Source organism: Arthrobacter sp. BE255, assembly GCF_031457335.1.
Lineage (GTDB): Bacteria > Actinomycetota > Actinomycetes > Actinomycetales > Micrococcaceae > Arthrobacter.
The window spans coordinates 63,453-78,156 of sequence record NZ_JAVDWK010000011.1 but is presented as its reverse complement, the minus strand read 5'-3'; the positions used below and the strand labels follow the sequence as shown (position 1 = coordinate 78,156).

At 66.5% G+C, this 14,704-nt stretch carries 14 protein-coding genes; 8 read left to right on the top strand and 6 right to left on the bottom strand.

Going from position 1 to position 14,704, the window contains the following annotated elements; translation table 11 throughout:
- Positions 1-8: 8 nt before the first annotated feature.
- Positions 9-2,015 carry a glycoside hydrolase family 32 protein gene (locus J2X42_RS17515; RefSeq protein WP_310167110.1) on the bottom strand — a complete coding sequence of 669 codons (2,007 nt, stop codon included), beginning with the start codon at positions 2,013-2,015 and terminating at the stop codon, positions 9-11.
- A gap of 152 nt (positions 2,016-2,167) precedes the next feature.
- Complete coding sequence (locus tag J2X42_RS17510; protein ID WP_310167109.1) at positions 2,168-2,770, bottom strand: YdeI/OmpD-associated family protein; 603 nt, start codon at positions 2,768-2,770, stop codon at positions 2,168-2,170.
- An 87-nt stretch (positions 2,771-2,857) separates the two neighbouring features.
- Between J2X42_RS17510 and J2X42_RS17505 the strand changes: the two genes are divergently transcribed.
- The 6 genes from J2X42_RS17505 to J2X42_RS17480 all read left to right on the top strand — a co-directional run bounded on the left by J2X42_RS17505 (position 2,858) and on the right by J2X42_RS17480 (position 8,562).
- Positions 2,858-3,607 carry a VOC family protein gene (locus J2X42_RS17505; protein ID WP_310167108.1) on the top strand — a complete coding sequence of 250 codons (750 nt, stop codon included), beginning with the start codon at positions 2,858-2,860 and terminating at the stop codon, positions 3,605-3,607.
- A gap of 96 nt (positions 3,608-3,703) precedes the next feature.
- Positions 3,704-4,243, top strand: coding sequence for an NUDIX hydrolase family protein (locus tag J2X42_RS17500; RefSeq protein ID WP_131133519.1), 540 nt, complete (start codon positions 3,704-3,706; stop codon positions 4,241-4,243).
- Positions 4,244-4,329: 86 nt separating this feature from the next.
- The gene (locus tag J2X42_RS17495) at positions 4,330-5,301 is read left to right on the top strand and encodes a DUF6707 family protein (protein ID WP_310167107.1); all 972 of its coding nucleotides are present in this window, start codon (positions 4,330-4,332) and stop codon (positions 5,299-5,301) included.
- 70 nt (positions 5,302-5,371) lie between these two features.
- On the top strand, positions 5,372-6,097 hold the full coding sequence (locus J2X42_RS17490; protein ID WP_310167106.1) for an SRPBCC domain-containing protein: 726 nt from the start codon (positions 5,372-5,374) through the stop codon (positions 6,095-6,097).
- 33 nt (positions 6,098-6,130) lie between these two features.
- Positions 6,131-7,444: a tRNA guanosine(34) transglycosylase Tgt gene (gene tgt / locus J2X42_RS17485; protein ID WP_310167105.1), complete on the top strand. Its 1,314-nt coding sequence runs from the start codon at positions 6,131-6,133 to the stop codon at positions 7,442-7,444.
- Positions 7,445-7,620: 176 nt separating this feature from the next.
- Positions 7,621-8,562, top strand: a complete 942-nt coding sequence (locus J2X42_RS17480) for a hypothetical protein (RefSeq protein WP_310167104.1) — start codon at positions 7,621-7,623, stop codon at positions 8,560-8,562.
- 110 nt (positions 8,563-8,672) lie between these two features.
- Here the strand turns inward: J2X42_RS17480 and J2X42_RS17475 are convergent, their stop codons facing one another.
- Positions 8,673-9,413: a queuosine precursor transporter gene (locus J2X42_RS17475; protein WP_310167103.1), complete on the bottom strand. Its 741-nt coding sequence runs from the start codon at positions 9,411-9,413 to the stop codon at positions 8,673-8,675.
- A gap of 187 nt (positions 9,414-9,600) precedes the next feature.
- Here J2X42_RS17475 and J2X42_RS17470 point away from each other — a divergent pair, with 187 nt between their 5' ends.
- A complete protein-coding gene (locus tag J2X42_RS17470; protein ID WP_310167102.1) occupies positions 9,601-10,485 on the top strand; it encodes a hydroxymethylpyrimidine/phosphomethylpyrimidine kinase in 885 nt (294 codons plus the stop codon).
- On the opposite strand, the gene J2X42_RS17465 is transcribed toward J2X42_RS17470, so the two are convergent.
- Entirely contained in the window at positions 10,482-11,105 is a 624-nt protein-coding gene (locus tag J2X42_RS17465) for a TetR family transcriptional regulator (RefSeq protein WP_310167100.1), read from the bottom strand. The genes J2X42_RS17470 and J2X42_RS17465 overlap by 4 nt on opposite strands.
- 97 nt (positions 11,106-11,202) lie before the next feature.
- Between J2X42_RS17465 and J2X42_RS17460 the strand changes: the two genes are divergently transcribed.
- Entirely contained in the window at positions 11,203-11,523 is a 321-nt protein-coding gene (locus J2X42_RS17460; protein ID WP_310167099.1) for a hypothetical protein, read from the top strand.
- Positions 11,524-11,574: 51 nt separating this feature from the next.
- On the opposite strand, the gene J2X42_RS17455 is transcribed toward J2X42_RS17460, so the two are convergent.
- Positions 11,575-12,837, bottom strand: coding sequence for a serpin family protein (locus tag J2X42_RS17455; protein ID WP_310167098.1), 1,263 nt, complete (start codon positions 12,835-12,837; stop codon positions 11,575-11,577).
- Positions 12,838-13,164: 327 nt separating this feature from the next.
- Positions 13,165-14,559 (bottom strand): MFS transporter, encoded by a 1,395-nt coding sequence (locus J2X42_RS17450; protein ID WP_310167097.1) that lies wholly within the window; start codon positions 14,557-14,559, stop codon positions 13,165-13,167.
- Positions 14,560-14,704 lie beyond the last annotated feature (145 nt).

Sequence of the window (14,704 nt, the reverse complement as noted above, 5' to 3'; positions counted from 1 at the left end):
GGTGCCCGTCACCTGGCGGCGGCCAGCGGCGTGACGGTCGCTGCGGTCAGTGAAACCGAACCGCCCACGCCGGCCAGCCTGGCGCCGGCCGGGCCCTCCTGCGGGAACACGAGCGAGGTCAAGGTGCGCTTCCCGCCGTTGACGAAAACCTCCACGGAGGACCGGTCAACGTAGATGGTCAGTTTCACTTTCCCGTCGACGGCGGGACTCGCCACGGAGCGGGACTGGCGGTAGGCGTCGTCCACCTTTTCCTGCGCCTTCCCGCCTGCCGGTGCATTGTTGGGAGCTGCCTTCTTCGCGCCCTGGCCCGTGGACGCCGCGTCCCCGTCCCGGACCACAAACGCGGTTCCGTTCCGGAAGTCGTAGCCCACGGTGGCGTAGGTGCCTCCGCCGTTTTGCAGCTGGACCCGCGCCTCGGCGTCGGCGCCGCTGTTCTGAAGTTCGACGTCGAGTTTGAAGGAGCCGGTCGCGGGAACCGGAAGGGGTTCGCCGCCGCCGTCGGCCAGTTCCTGCGCGGGCACCTGCCGGGCCGGTCCCTCCAGGGAACGGAGGGCCGGCGTCGGGGCCGAAACCAGGGTGGGCCGGCCGCCGTCGGACTGCAGCCGGATGTCCCGCACCACCGAATCGGCGCCGTACCAGCCCTCGGTGGGCAGCTGGCGGGCGTAGGCCCAGTTGTTCATCCAGCCGATGGCATGCCGGGAGGCTTTGCGCTGCCCGTCCGTCAGCCGCGGATCGTCCCAGGTCACGGCCGCGTAGAAGTCCGCGCCGGCGTCGAGCCACTGGTGCTGTTCATCCGCCGCGGCGAAGGCCTTGCCGTCCCAGGATCCGGTCCAGTACGCCGTTCCCGTGGTCCGGCCTTCCGCGGAGCCGTTGGCGCCTGAAGCCAGCACCCACGTGCGCTTGGCGGGGTCGCCGTCGACGTCCAGCTGGAAGAAGTCCGGGCATTCGAGGATGCCCAGCCCGTCCCGTTCAAAGCTGGAGGCGTACGTCCAGCCCTTGAGGTCGGTGGACGTGTAGAAACCGATCTTGTGGCCCTCGGCGAGCAGCATGACCCACTGGTTGTGTTCCTCGTCCCGGAGGATGCGGGGATCACGCCAGTGCTCCTCCCCCGGGTTGTCCATCACCGGGTTCTGTTCGTAGCTGGTGAACGTGTGTCCCTGATCCGTGGAGTAGAACAGCGACTGGCGCTGGACACCGTCGTCCTGCTGGGTGAGGACGGCGATTACGGCGCCCTTGCCGAAGCCCGCGGTCCCTTCGGTATCGACCACGGCCGTACCGGTTTCGATGTCGCCCAGGCCGTTCCGGAACTTCCCGATGGCCACCCCCTCATCCTTCCAATGGACGAGGTCTGTGCTGGTGGCGTGGAACCACTCGGTGCCGTTCCCCTCGGGGTAGTCCGCGTTGTACAGGTAGTAGTAATGCCAGACGCCATCGAGGAAAAACGGCCGCTGCGGATCGTTCATCCAGCGCTGCCCGGGGGTCAGGTGGTAGGCCGGCCGGTAACCGGGGTCCTCTGCGGGCGCGGCCAGCCGCCCGGCATCAGGCTGGGGCCATTCCCGCTGCACGCCCAGGTCCGCCAGCAGTGAGTCACGGGCTTCGGTACTGATGCAGTCCGGCATCCGGACCTTCGCGGGGTCCTGTTCGACGTCGTCGCGTGCCTCGCTGCTGCGCAGGAAGACCTGCCCGTCCACCCTGGTCCCTGCCAGCCAGCCGGCGCCGCACTCGATGACGCGGACGTCCTCGGCACCCTCGGCCCGGAGGGTCCCTGCCCGCTGCTGGAGGGTCCGGTCGTTGCCCTTCAGCCACAGGGACGCGTACGTGCCGTGGTCCTTGAGTGCCGTGTCCTGGGCTGCCGAGACCTCGTCGAGGACACCGTCGGCAGTGGCAGCGGATCCGGTCCTGGCAGTGGAAACCACCAGGACGGAAACCACCAGGGCGAGGGCAGCCACGGCGGCAGCGAGCACCCACGGAAGCGGGTGGCGCAGGTTGAGGCGGGGGCTGATTTTGGGGAACATGCGGACCATGTTGAGCCAATCGGTCGGTAAACGCACAAGTGCCGTCCCCCATGTCGGGAGACGGCACCAGCGCTACGGAACCATCAATTCTACAGGGTTTTGCAGGGCCGCCCTAAAACGGCTGCGGAATCCGGGCCGCCGGCCCGCACAGGTCACGGCGTTTCTGCCGGGCGTTGTTTCTGCGGATAGGGCGTCTCACCGGCGGCCAGCATCTCAACGAATCCGGCGATGCGCCGCTCCCGGGTTTCCACCCGCTTGGCCGAGTTCGTGCGGTAGATCAGGGCGAAGCGGTTGACCCTGGTGAGCACGTCAAACATGGCCTGCGCCGCCGGAACGGCGGCGATGGCGGCGGCCAGGTCCGCCGGCATTTCGGCGGTCGCCTGCCCGGCATAGGCGGCATCCCAGCGGCCGTCCGCCTTGGCACTGTCGACCGCGGCACGGCCGGCGGCGGTCATTCTCCCGGCGTCCTCCAACCGTGCAATCCGCTCCACGTTCCGTTCCGACCAGGGGCTTTTGGGACCGCGGCGGGTCATGCGCTGGAAGGAGCTTTCGGCGTCGCGCTTCCTGGCCTGGCCGTCGATCCAGCCGAAGCACAGCGCCTCCAGGAGGGCTGCCTCGTAGTCCAGTTCGGTGACGCTGCCGCCTTTCTTATGCAGCACCAGCCACACGCCCGGGCTGTCGGCGTGGTTCGCTTCCAGCCAGGTCCGCCACGCGGCAGAGTCCGGCACCAGCAGTTCCTCCAGTTCAATGGCCATGGACCCATTCTGCCCCCGGTGCCACCCGAAGCAAGTCATGGCATGATGGCCGTATCTGCGCCGTTTCCTTCCGTCCAGGAGAATCACATGCTGCGTTCGCGCCCTGTCCATTTCACGTCCCGGCTGGATTCCTGGGAGCGGCTGCTCACCGGACTGGGAATGGCCAAGACAGCGGATCACGGCTCCTGGCGCGAGTTTGACGCCGGTTCGGGGCGGCTGGCCCTGCACCAGGCAGCACCGGGCTCCCCGGAGGACGGCACCACCACTTTCGGCGTCGAGGTGGGCGACCTCGCCGAGTTTGCCCGGCGCACCAACCTGGCCGGCGAGGAATCGGGCACTGCGCCGGCCGAACTCGTCCAGGCGGACCACGGCGATTCGTGCCGGATTACGGGCCGCGACGGTTTCAGCTTCCTCGCCGATCCCGCTGCCCGCGCTGCCGACGGCACCTGGGCGACCTCGTCCGACGCTGATCCGGGACTCGCCGTCGTCGAGGTCTGGTTCACGGAAGATCCGGGGGCCGCGGCCCAGACCCTGCGCGATATCGGCGCCCGCTTCCGCCCCTTCCCGGATGACGACGAAACCGCCGACTTCGCTGCCAAGAACGGCGGCGTGCTGATGGTCCGCCCTGCCGAGGGAACGCCGCGGGCGGGCCTGGGCTTTGAGTACGACGGCGACCTCGCCGCCTTACACGGCCGGCTCACCGACGCGGGGCATCAGGTCCGGCTGACGGAGGAGGCGTTCGGGCGGACGCTGCACGTGGCCAACCCGGATGCGGGACAGGACACTGCGGGCGGAGCGGCCTCCGCGCCGGCTACCATCTGGATCTCGAAGCGCTGAATCGAGGGGCGAGGGTTTCGGCGTTTCGGACGACGCTTTACGCCGAGAGCTCACTCCTCGCCGGTCCGCGGCGCTCCAATGGGGTAGAACTTAACCATGAACGTTCGCACACCTGACCCCAATCCCGGCTGGCTCTCCGAAGAGGACCTCTTTGAGGCCCGCGGGAGGCTCCCCATGGTTTACGTGGAGGCAGTTCCGGTCAGGCTGGATCCCCTGGGATTCGTGAACGAAGTGGGCACCCTGCTGCAGGCCGACGAAGACGGCACCATGATCCGCTCGCTGGTCTCCGGCCGCGTGATCTACCGCGAAACCATCCGCGCGGCGCTCCTGCGCCACATGGAGAAGGACCTCGGCCCGCTGGCCTTCCCGCAGCTGCCCATCAGCCCGGTGCCCTTCACCGTGGCCGAATACTTCCCCGCCCCGTCCCAGACCGGGTTCACCGACGACCGCCAACACGCCGTGTCGCTGGCCTACGTCATCCCGGTGACCGGCGAATGCGAGCCCCGCCAGGACGCCTTGGAACTGACCTGGATGACTCCCGAGGAAGTGCTCAGCCCGGGTGTCCAGCTCGAATTCAGCGGGGGCCGCGGCGCCCTGATCCGCCAGGCACTCGCGTTCGCCGGCGTGGGCTTCTGACCCTCTCGGATATCCCGGCGTCCCCAACTTCCGGCGCCCGCCTTTGTAGACTGTAGGGCGGACCGCAAGAGAATTTAAGGACTCCCATGACCGAAACCCCAGCCGCCCGGCACTACAGCGAACAGCAGGCTGGATCCCTGACCACCGGTGATGAACTCCTGTTGCCCGACGGCGAACGCACTGCCGAAATCCAGCATGTGGAGGTCGAGTCCGACGATTTCGGCACCCCCGCGGTCGTCCTCGCCAGCCTCTCCGGCGGCGGCACCGTGCGCATCGCCGCCGGCTCGAAGGTCAAGGTGTTGGACGCAGCGCCCGACGCCGTCGCCCAGCTTGCTGTCGCCGGGAACCCCGCAGAAGTGGCGGAGGCGGCCGCGGAGGCTCCCGCCGTCGTCGTACCTCCCCTGCCCGCCATCCCGCCGGGGGTGAGCGGTCCCTCCGAGGAGGAACTGGCGCTGATTCCCGCGCCCAAGGGAACACCGGAAGCCGTGGTCGAGGCCGCCGCCGAATCGCACCCGGACTCCGAGGGCGTGATGCTGCTTGCCGACAGGCTGGCCAAGGGAATCAACGTCAAATCCGGCAGCTGCCTGAAGGACCTCAGCGACCTCGCCCACGAGCTGTTCATCACCCTCAAGGACCCCGAAGGCTCGCTGGCCGTGGCGGACCTGCTGAACGTCCTGCCCTACGACGGGAACCCCGGCCGATGGGGATCGGTGGAGGCGTCGCTGGCGCTGTCCAGCTACATCTGCCGGCAGGAGGGCCAGGTGGACCGCGCAGAGGTGTACGAGAAGCTGCTGCGCACGCCGGAGAGCCAGGAGACGGATCCGTTCAAGGCCCGGATGAACGCCAAGGTCCGCCAGCGTTCCCTGAATGAACCCAATCTCTACGACAAAGAGATTTTCCGCTCGATCGACAACTCCAACCACGAGGCCGAGCGCGAATGGCGTCTGCTGCGGCTCGAATCCCTGCTGTTCCTGCGGGCACACGGGGGCTCGGAGACCATCGGCGCGGGCGAGCTGCAGCGCCGGATCAGCAACGAGCTCGAGGCCGTCCGCGCCTGACGCCGCCCTCCCCGCGGGCGGGGGAAAATTCCCCCTACCCGGCACTGCCGGTCAGTTGTACATTCGGGCTATGACGAACAATCTGAGCGTGGTAATTAATGCCGATGCGCCGCAGGTCTGGACCATGCTGCGCGAACCGTCCAAGGTAGCCCAGTGGCACGGCTGGGACACCGATGAGCTGGCCGACGAGATCGACAAAATCTACTTTGGCGACAATGTCGCCGAGGCCGCGGACCACACCAGCCTGACCACCGATGGCGGGGACATCTTTGATCTGAAACCCGTGCCAACGGGGACCCTGGTCAGCGTGACCCGGGCGGCGATGGACCACAACTCCGAGTGGGCTGCCTGGGACGAGGACATCACCCAGGGCTGGCTGACCTTCCTGCAGCAGCTCCGCTTCGCGCTGGAACGGCACCCGCACGGCAAACGGCATACGTCCACCTTTCAGGTCCCCGGGAAATCCGGCTCCGCCATCGAGAAGCTCGGCCTTTCCGACGTGCCCAAACCCGGTGAAAATTACGAGCTGACGCTTGGCACCGGTGAGGAAATCGCCGGGAGGGTCTGGTTCCGCAGCAACCACCAGGTGGGACTCACGGTCCACGGCTACGCGGAGCACGGCGACGGGCTGCTGATTGTGGCCGACCAGCCGGTCAGCGAGGAGATCAGGCCCGACGGCGGGTCGCTGGTGATCATCTCCACGTACGATCTGGGGGCGTCCAAGCTTGAGTCCGTCCGGGCGCTGTGGGACGGCTGGCGGGCTGAGAACTACCCCACATCAGAGGCGCTGCACTAAGGCATCGGGGCGGACAGCTGGCACACTGGTACCGTGCCAGCCAACCCCGCCTCCGCCCTGCCCTTGTCGGCTCCCGCCACCGGTACGCCCGCCGAGCAGTCACAGTTCGGCTTCACGGTTGGCACCCGCCTCGCCGACAGCTGCCCGCCGTCGGCCGCCCAGGTCGTGGACAACGGCGGCGAATTCCTGGGCCGGACGGGCACCATCACCACCCCGCACGGCGAGATCCGGACGCCGGCCTTCATCGCCGTCGGGACCAAAGCCACCGTGAAGTCGGTGCTGCCCGAATCCATGGCGGACCTCGGCGCGCAGGCGCTCCTGGCGAACGCCTACCATTTGTATCTCCAGCCGGGCGCGGACATCCTGGACGAGGCCGGCGGGCTGGGCGCGTTCATGAACTGGTCCGGCCCGACGTTCACGGACTCCGGCGGGTTCCAGGTGATGAGCCTGGGTTCGGGGTTCAAGAAGGTCATCGACATGAAATCGGTGGACACCTCCGGGCCGGACGACGCCGTCGCCCCCGGCAAGGAACGCCTGGCCCACATCGACGACGACGGCGTCTGGTTCAAATCGCACCTCAACGGGGACCGGCACCGGTTCTCCCCCGAAATTTCCATGCAGGTCCAGCACCGGATCGGCGCGGACATCATGTTCGCCTTCGACGAGCTGACCACGCTCCAGAACTCCCGCGGCTACCAGGAGGAGTCGCTGGAGCGGACCAGGCTGTGGGCCCTGCGCTGTATCGAGGAGCACTTCCGGCTGACCGCCGAGCGGGTGGGCAAGCCGTACCAGGCCCTGTTCGGCGTGATCCAGGGTGCCCAGTACGAGGACCTCCGCCGGAAGGCCTGCCGCGACCTTGGCGCCATGGACTTCGACGGCTACGGCATCGGCGGGGCGCTGGAGAAGGAGAACCTCGGGACCATCGTGCGCTGGTGCAACGAGGAGCTGCCCGAGGACAAGCCCAGGCACTTGCTCGGCATCTCGGAGCCGGACGACATCTTCACCGCCGTCGAAAACGGCGCGGACACCTTCGACTGCGTCTCCCCCACCCGCGTGGCCCGCAACTCCGCGTTCTACACCCCCACCGGCCGGTACAACCTCTCCGGCGCCAAGTACAAGCGCGACTTCGGGCCGCTCCAGGACGGCTGTGACTGCTACGCCTGCGCCAACTACTCGCGCGCGTACATCCACCACCTGTTCAAGGCCAAGGAGATGCTCTCGGCCACGCTGATCTCCATCCACAACGAACGCTTTGTGGTGAAGATGGTGGACGACGCCCGGCTGGCCATTGAGTCCGGCCGGTTCTTCGAGTTCAAGGCCGAGACCCTGGCGCAGTACTACTCCTGACCGCCCCCTTTCCGGGCGCCCCGCCGGCCCAAGGACTGCCAGCCGCCCGTTTCGACGGTTCCCTGCGCACACGATGTTTGGAAGCGTCTAGGGCGCAGGGAACCGTCGAACGGTGGTTGTCCACATAGCCACGCCCCGGCATTTTCCCGGCCAGACAGTCGGCGGAGGCTGGAGGTATGTCGAACGCATCGTGCCGCAGTCTTCCCGATGGAGTGGACCTGTGGCGGACAGAGGAGCTTTTGGAAGCCGGCCTGAATGCCCGCTGCGTAGCTGCCTTGGTCCGCTCCCAGGACCTCGTCCGGCTCAGGCGCGGCTGCTACATCCGGGGCAGTATCTGGGCGAGGCAGAAGCCTTGGGTGCGCAGCAGGCAACTGATCGCCGCCCATGCCCATGGAACGCTGACGACGTCGGGCGGTGGCTTTGTCTACAGCCACACCTCGGGTGCCCGGCTCCATGGGCTGTTTCTCTGGGACGTGGACGATCTGGTTCACCTCACCCAGCAGACCTGTCCCTCGCGCATTTCCCACGGCAAGGACGTCGTGGCACACACCCGCGCTTTGCAGGCGGAGGACGTCACTTTCGTAGACGGTCTGCCCTGCACTTCGTTGGAGCGGACTGTGGTGGATTGTTGCCTCATGCTGAACTACAGGCAGTCGCTGGTCCTGATGGACCATGCCCTGCGGAAGGGTGCAGACAAGGAGAGGCTCCGGACAATGTGCAGTGCATTGACTGGAAGAAACGGAGTCCTGGCGCTTCGTCGGGCCCTCGAGGACAGCGATTCCCGATCCGAATCTCCCGGCGAGACCCTCTCCCGCGAGCTGGTCCATCGGCTCTGCATAGAGCCCCCTGAGCTTCAGGTGGTCGTCTGGTCCGCGGAAGGCCAGCACCGGCTTGACTTGGCCTGGCGGGACAAGAAAGTGGCTTTGGAGTTCGACGGCAGGGTGAAGTACTTCGACTTCCAGCCGACTGATGAGGCCATCTTCGCCGAACGCCAGCGCGAAAAGGCGTTGATGGCCCTCGGCTGGACATTCATCCGGGTCGAGTGGAAGCACCTTTTCCGCGAACAGGAGTTCAAGACGAGTGTCCTACAGGCACTCCGGAATCAATCTGCGGCATAGGGCCAGGCTCCGTTTCGACGGTTCCCTGCACGCTCGATGATTGCGAACATCGTGTGGGCAGGGAACCGTCGAATCGGGCGAGCGGCGGGACGTACGACGCCGGGTGGCAGCTACGCGGCGCCGGTCACCGCTGCGGCTGCGGCGCCGTAGCTCGGTTCGCGCTTCTTGATCCAGCCGATCACCAGGGACGTCAACGGCACAAACAGGAACTCCACCAGCGTTTTGTACACAAAGCCCACCACCACGTAGTTCAGGAACGTGCCAAAGTCCGTGATGCCGATGACGGACGCGGCGATGCTGCAGAAGATCAGCGTGTCCACGAATTCGCCCGCGCCCGAGGACCCCATCAGCCGCGCCCACAGGGACTTCTCGCCGGAGCGGGCCTTCATCTTCACCAGGATCCAGGAGTTGATGGTCTGGCCGGCGAGGAATGCCAGCAGGGAGGCGAGGACGATCTGCGGGACCGGGCCCAGTGCGCCTTCCAGGGCTGCCTGTTTGGACGTGCCGAACTCGTCGTCGAAGCCGGGCAGCGCGATGATCACCCAGTAGCAGAGTGAGGCGAAGACGGACAGGGCGAAGGTGGTGAAAATGGCCTTGCGGGCCACTTTGAACCCGTAGACCTCGCTGATGACGTCGCCCAGGATGTACGCCAGCGGGAAGAGGAAGAAGCCACCGTCGGTGATGATCGGGCCGATCGCCACGCCCTTGGATGCGCCGATGTTGGACAGGATGAGCAGCACGGCCATGAACGCCAGCATGATGCCAAAGTAGGGCGAACCGATGGAGGCGAATTTCGGCGCCGTTCCGGCATGGGTCAGGGGCAAGGCGTCAGGGCCTGAGGGGGAAGGCATGGGAGTGTCCGTTCGTAGTGGTTCGCTCGGCTCACCGCCGCCTCAAGGGCTGGTTCGCGGGACGCCAGCTGTATTAGCACTGTCACCGCAAATTCTCCCACGTGTTGTGGACCTGACCCCTGCCCTGTGAGTTCCGCTGTTCAGGAACACAAAGCGGGCGGCCGACGACGGATGGCAGGATAGTGCCATGACTCCCGTTTCAGCTGATGTCCAGTCCCCCGCTGCCGCTCCCGCCGTTGTCCTGACGATCGCGGGCTCCGAAGCAACGGGCGGTGCCGGCGCGCAGGCCGACCTGAAGACGTTCCAGGAACTGGGTGTGTTTGGCATCGCCAACCTGACGTGCATTGTCTCCTTCGACCCGAACGACAGCTGGAACCACCGCTTTGTGCCGGTTGACCAGCAGGTGATCGCGGACCAGCTGGAGGCTACGACGGCGGCTTACGGTCCGGCGTCGGGCGTCCCTGCGGATGAAGCGTCAGTGTTGGAGCGGCCCGTCCTGGACACCGTGAAGATCGGCATGCTGGGCAGCCCTGCGACGATCGGCACCGTCGCGGCGGCACTGAAAAACGGACGGTTCCGCAATGTGGTGCTGGACCCGGTGCTGATCTGCAAAGGCCAGGAGCCGGGCCATGCCCTGGATACGGACCAGGCGCTGAAGGCGCAGATCCTGCCGCTGGCAACGTTCGTCACACCCAACCACTTCGAGGCGGAGTCGCTGTCCGGCCTGGCGATCACCGACGTCGAGTCCCTGAAGGCCGCGGCCATCCGCATCCATGAGCTCAGCGGGGCCGCGGTCCTGGCCAAGGGCGGGGTGCGGCTGGAAGGCCCGGACGCCGTCGACGTTTACTACGACGGGGAGACGCTCGAAGTCCTCAGCGCCCCCAAGGTGGGCGAGGTGGCGGTGTCGGGCGCCGGCTGCTCGCTCGCTGCGGCGGTGACCGCGGAACTCGCCAAGGGCTCGACGCCATTGGAAGCCGCCCGGGCGGCCAAGGACTTTGTCACCGCGGGGATCCGCAACCGGGTGGCCTCCGGAGCCCCGTTCGACGCGCTCTGGCAGGGCGGTCCGCGCTAGCTTTGTGAGTTTTCGAGCAGCGCATCCTCGCGCCGCGCCCCTTCCAGCAAGTCCTCGGCCACCAGCGTGGCCGTCCGGACGATAAAGGCCCGACGGCGGTCCAGGCGGTCAGGGGCGGAGCCCGCCAGGAGTGCGTCGATCTGGGGCAGCACCGTCCAGCCGTCGCAGAGGGTCACGATGGTCAGGACCAGGTCGGCGGCGTCCGTGCGGTCGATGCCGGGCAGCACCGCCAGCATCTGGCCCACCTTTACCGCGCAATGGTCCGCCCGCGTTGCCCGGTCCACAGTGTTCCGCCCGCGCTCCAGGCCTTCCCAGAACAGGAGCCGGGCCAGGGAGCCGTCTTTGGTGTGACGGTCGAAAAGCCTGCCCGCGTACTCCCCGACGGCCGCGGCACCGTGGCCTTCAATGGGGACGTCCGTCATCACCCGCACCAGTTCAGCAGCCAATACGGCGTCGAACAGGTCGTCCTTCTTGCCGAAGTACTGGTAGATGCGTTCCTTGTTCACGCCGGCGGCAGCGGCGATGCGGTCCACCCGTGCACCGGCAAGGCCCTTGTCGCTGAACTCCTCCGTGGCGGCAGTCAGCAGCAGGGCTTTGGTGCGGTCAGTGTTCCATGCCATGCCACGATTCTACCTGTTTCCAACTAAGTAGTTGCACTTTTGCGGAGCCCGCATTAGTCTCGTTTTATCAAAAGCAACTAAACAGTTGGAGTTAGCCATGAACAGCACCCTCGACCCCATAACGAGTGCTCCCGCGTCAGCCTCCCAGGCTCGGGCTTCGGCCCCGGCTGCTGTCCAGGTGCCGCCTGCCCCGTCCATCCACCTCCGTGCCGTCATCACGTGGCTGGCCATCTTCCCGCTCGTCGCCGCCGGCATGATGGTGGTGGCACCCCTGACCGAGGGCTGGCACCCGGTGCTCCGCGCGCTGGTCCTGACCCTCGTTGTGGTCCCGGTGGCGGTCTACCTCGTGTTGCCGCGCCTGTTCGCAGGCTACGGTGCCTTGCTGCGCCGCCTCAATAGCCGCAGGACCGGGCGCTGAGAGCGGCAAGAGGAGTCACGCCCGCGCAGGAGCGCTAGTCCCGAGGCACATCTACCGCGGGTCGGCGACCTTCCCCATAAACAGCGGCAGGCCCGTCCCGACATGCACAATCTGGTAGTGGAACGGCCGGTCGAAGCTGATGGACCGCGCCGGCTGCGGCCCGACGCTGGTAGCCATGCCGTTGATCTGGGTCACGGCAGCGGCCACCGTCCCCTTCTCCGCCACGGTGATGTTGGCGTCCTGGGCGGCCTGGGTGATCATCAGTCCCGGCTGGATCGCGTCAAAGTCGCTGGTGGTGGTCAAGGTCTTCGCCAGCCCCAGCTGCTCAAGAATGGCCCGCACGTCAAAGTGGCTCTTGTGGTCCCAGGTGGGCAGTGCCAGCTCAACATCCTCAGGGTCCGCAGCGTCGAGGGCACGTGCCACCTCCGCCAGCCGGTTTGCTTTGAGGGCGCCAGCACCGCCGTCGGAATCGGCAGCCGGGAGCACCAGCCGCATGACGAAACCCTCACCGTAAGGCAGGTCCACGGCCTGCCAGCCGGAACCCTCCGCGTAGGCCATTTCCTGCAGGCCGTGCATCATAGGGACATCAACTGTTCCGCCTTCTGCCGTGGTGAACGGCGCATCCGAAGTGTCGTTGGCGTCGAACGGCACCTCCCAGGCGGCAGCAAAGTAGACGCTGTTGAGCAGGCTGAAGGTATTGTCCGGGTCATAGGGTGCGGGCGCTTTCTCGATCCGGCCGCCGGTATTTTTGTTGACCCACGCATCGATCGCCGGCTTGGTGACTGCCTGGTCACGGAAGTTCACGGGATATACGCCGGTCCCGTAGTGCTTCGCCAGGGCATCAAGGTAGCCCTGGCCGGTGGGGACGTTCTTGTCCACAAACAGCCCGTTGGCAGTATGCACGAGCGGTTTGGCAGGCGGGTTCTCCTCGTCCACTGAGCCGGGGTCGCCGTCGTACTCTTCGAGGGAGGCCAGGAGCGCGTTCATGGCCTCGTCCCGGTCCGTCTCCGGAAGTCCCAGCACGGCATCCATCTCCGCGGCGGCCTCTCCCGAGGCACCGGCACGCAGCATGGCCAGGGCAATCAGCAGGCTTCCCGGCGACGCGATGACGTTCCCCTCTTCGCCGGCCAGGAGGGCGTCGCCCAGCCTCAGGGCGGAGTCACGGAACGCCGCGAGTCCGTCAGGGAAGGCCGCGCGGTCCGCCGCAGTCCGTTCGACGCCGTCGGCCGTGAGCAGCTCAGGCGGCGCCGGGGCCGCACACGCCGCCAGTCCCATCACCGCACCCAACGCCATCGCCCGCTGAAAACGAAACATCCCTGTTGCCTCCCCCGGCACACCTGGGCGGGAATCCGCCTGCTCCCAGTGAAACAGCGACGGCGGCGGCGCACGATGCCTGTACGGTCACGCTTTGCACTCATTTTGGTCTCGCAGGCCGAGGCTCCGCGGGTCGCCACCCGCGGCCCTCCCCCACCAGGACGCTCTCGCACTTATTGCAGAAAAACCCGGAACGCTCTATCACTTTCTTGAAGAGAGTGAGTGAGGGTCCGGGTTTTTCCTGCAGGATCTGCGAGAGCGTCCTGGGTGGGTACGACGGCGGGTGGGCACCCGCCGTCGTACTCCCTGAGTCTGTTGCCTTGGACGCTAGGCGTCCACGAGGTCCTTGTCCTTGTCGTCGTCCTTGGCGGGCCGGTTCCAGGCGTCGCCCTGTTCGCGGTCCAGGTGCGTGGCCTTCTTGTTCCGCAGGGCGAAAATGTAGACCACCAGGGAGATGGCGATGGCCACCGTGACGTAGGTGAAGAAGAGGTCCACGCGCTCAGCCTTCTGGAACGCGGCACCCAGCAGCGGGACCGTGCCGCCGAAGAGCGAGTTGGCAATGGCATACCCCAGCCCGACGCCGAGGGCGCGGATGGATGCGGGGAACAGCTCAGCCTTCACGAGGGCGTTGATGGACGTGTAGCCACCCACGATCAACAGGCCGCCCATCATGAGCAGGAACGCGGTGAACGGGTCCTTGGTGTTGGACAGGGTGGAGAGCAGCGGCCAGGTGAAGAGGACGCCGGTGATGCCGAACCACAGCAGCAGCGGTTTGCGGCCTACCTTGTCCGAGATGATGCCGTAGACGGGCTGGAGCAGCATAAAGATGAAGAGCGCCCAGAAGTTGATGACCGAGGTGTCGGTCTTGGCGATGCCGGACGTATCGTTCATGAACTTCAGGATGAAGTTGGTGTACGTGTAGAACGCCACTGTGCCGCCGAGCGTGACGCCGATGCAGATCAGCAGGGGCTTCCAGTACTGCGTGAACAGCAGCCTCATGGTGCCGGGCTGGGCGACGCCGGCCGCGACGGGTGTCCTGGCGGCCGCAACCTGCTCTTCGGAGACGGTTTCTTCCATTGAGCGCCGGAGCCACAGGACTACCAGCGCGGCAACGCCGCCGATGGCGAACGGGATGCGCCAGCCCCACTCGGTCAGGTCGCCCTTGGGCATGACGTTCTGCAGGATGACCAGGACCAGCAGTGCCATCATCTGGCCGCCGATCAGGGTCACGTACTGGAAGCTGGAGAAGAAGCCGCGGCGCTTGGACGTGGCTGCCTCGGACATGTAGGTGGCGCTGGTGCCGTATTCGCCGCCGACGGAGAAGCCCTGGACCAAGCGGATGAGGATCAGCAGCACCAAAGCCCAGACTCCGACCTGCTGGGTAGTGGGCAGGATCGCGATGGCGAAGGATCCTGCGGACATCAGTGTCACGCTGAGGGTCAGTGCGGCCTTGCGGCCCTTGCGGTCGGCGTAGCGGCCGAAGAACCAGGCGCCGATGGGGCGCATCAGGAACGACGTCGAGAACACTGCCATCGCTTCAAGGCCGGCCTGCAGCTCGTCCTTGGAGTTGAAGAAATGGGACTGGAAGTAGGCGGCAAAGACGGTGTAGACGTAGAGGTCGTACCACTCCACGAGGTTGCCGGCTGATCCCTTGAGGATGTTGCTCACGGCCCGGCGTGTCTGGGCCGACTCGCTCTGGACTTCGGTTTGCTGGGTGCTCATCGCTGAACCTTCCTGGCCGGGGCCGCCACGGGTCCCTGGCGTACTTCCTTGCTGTCCACGGCAACGTTGCCCATGGTTCCTCCTCGACATTGACGGTCCGCGGAAAGCCGGGGACCCATCCAAGCTATTCGTGATCCACCGCACA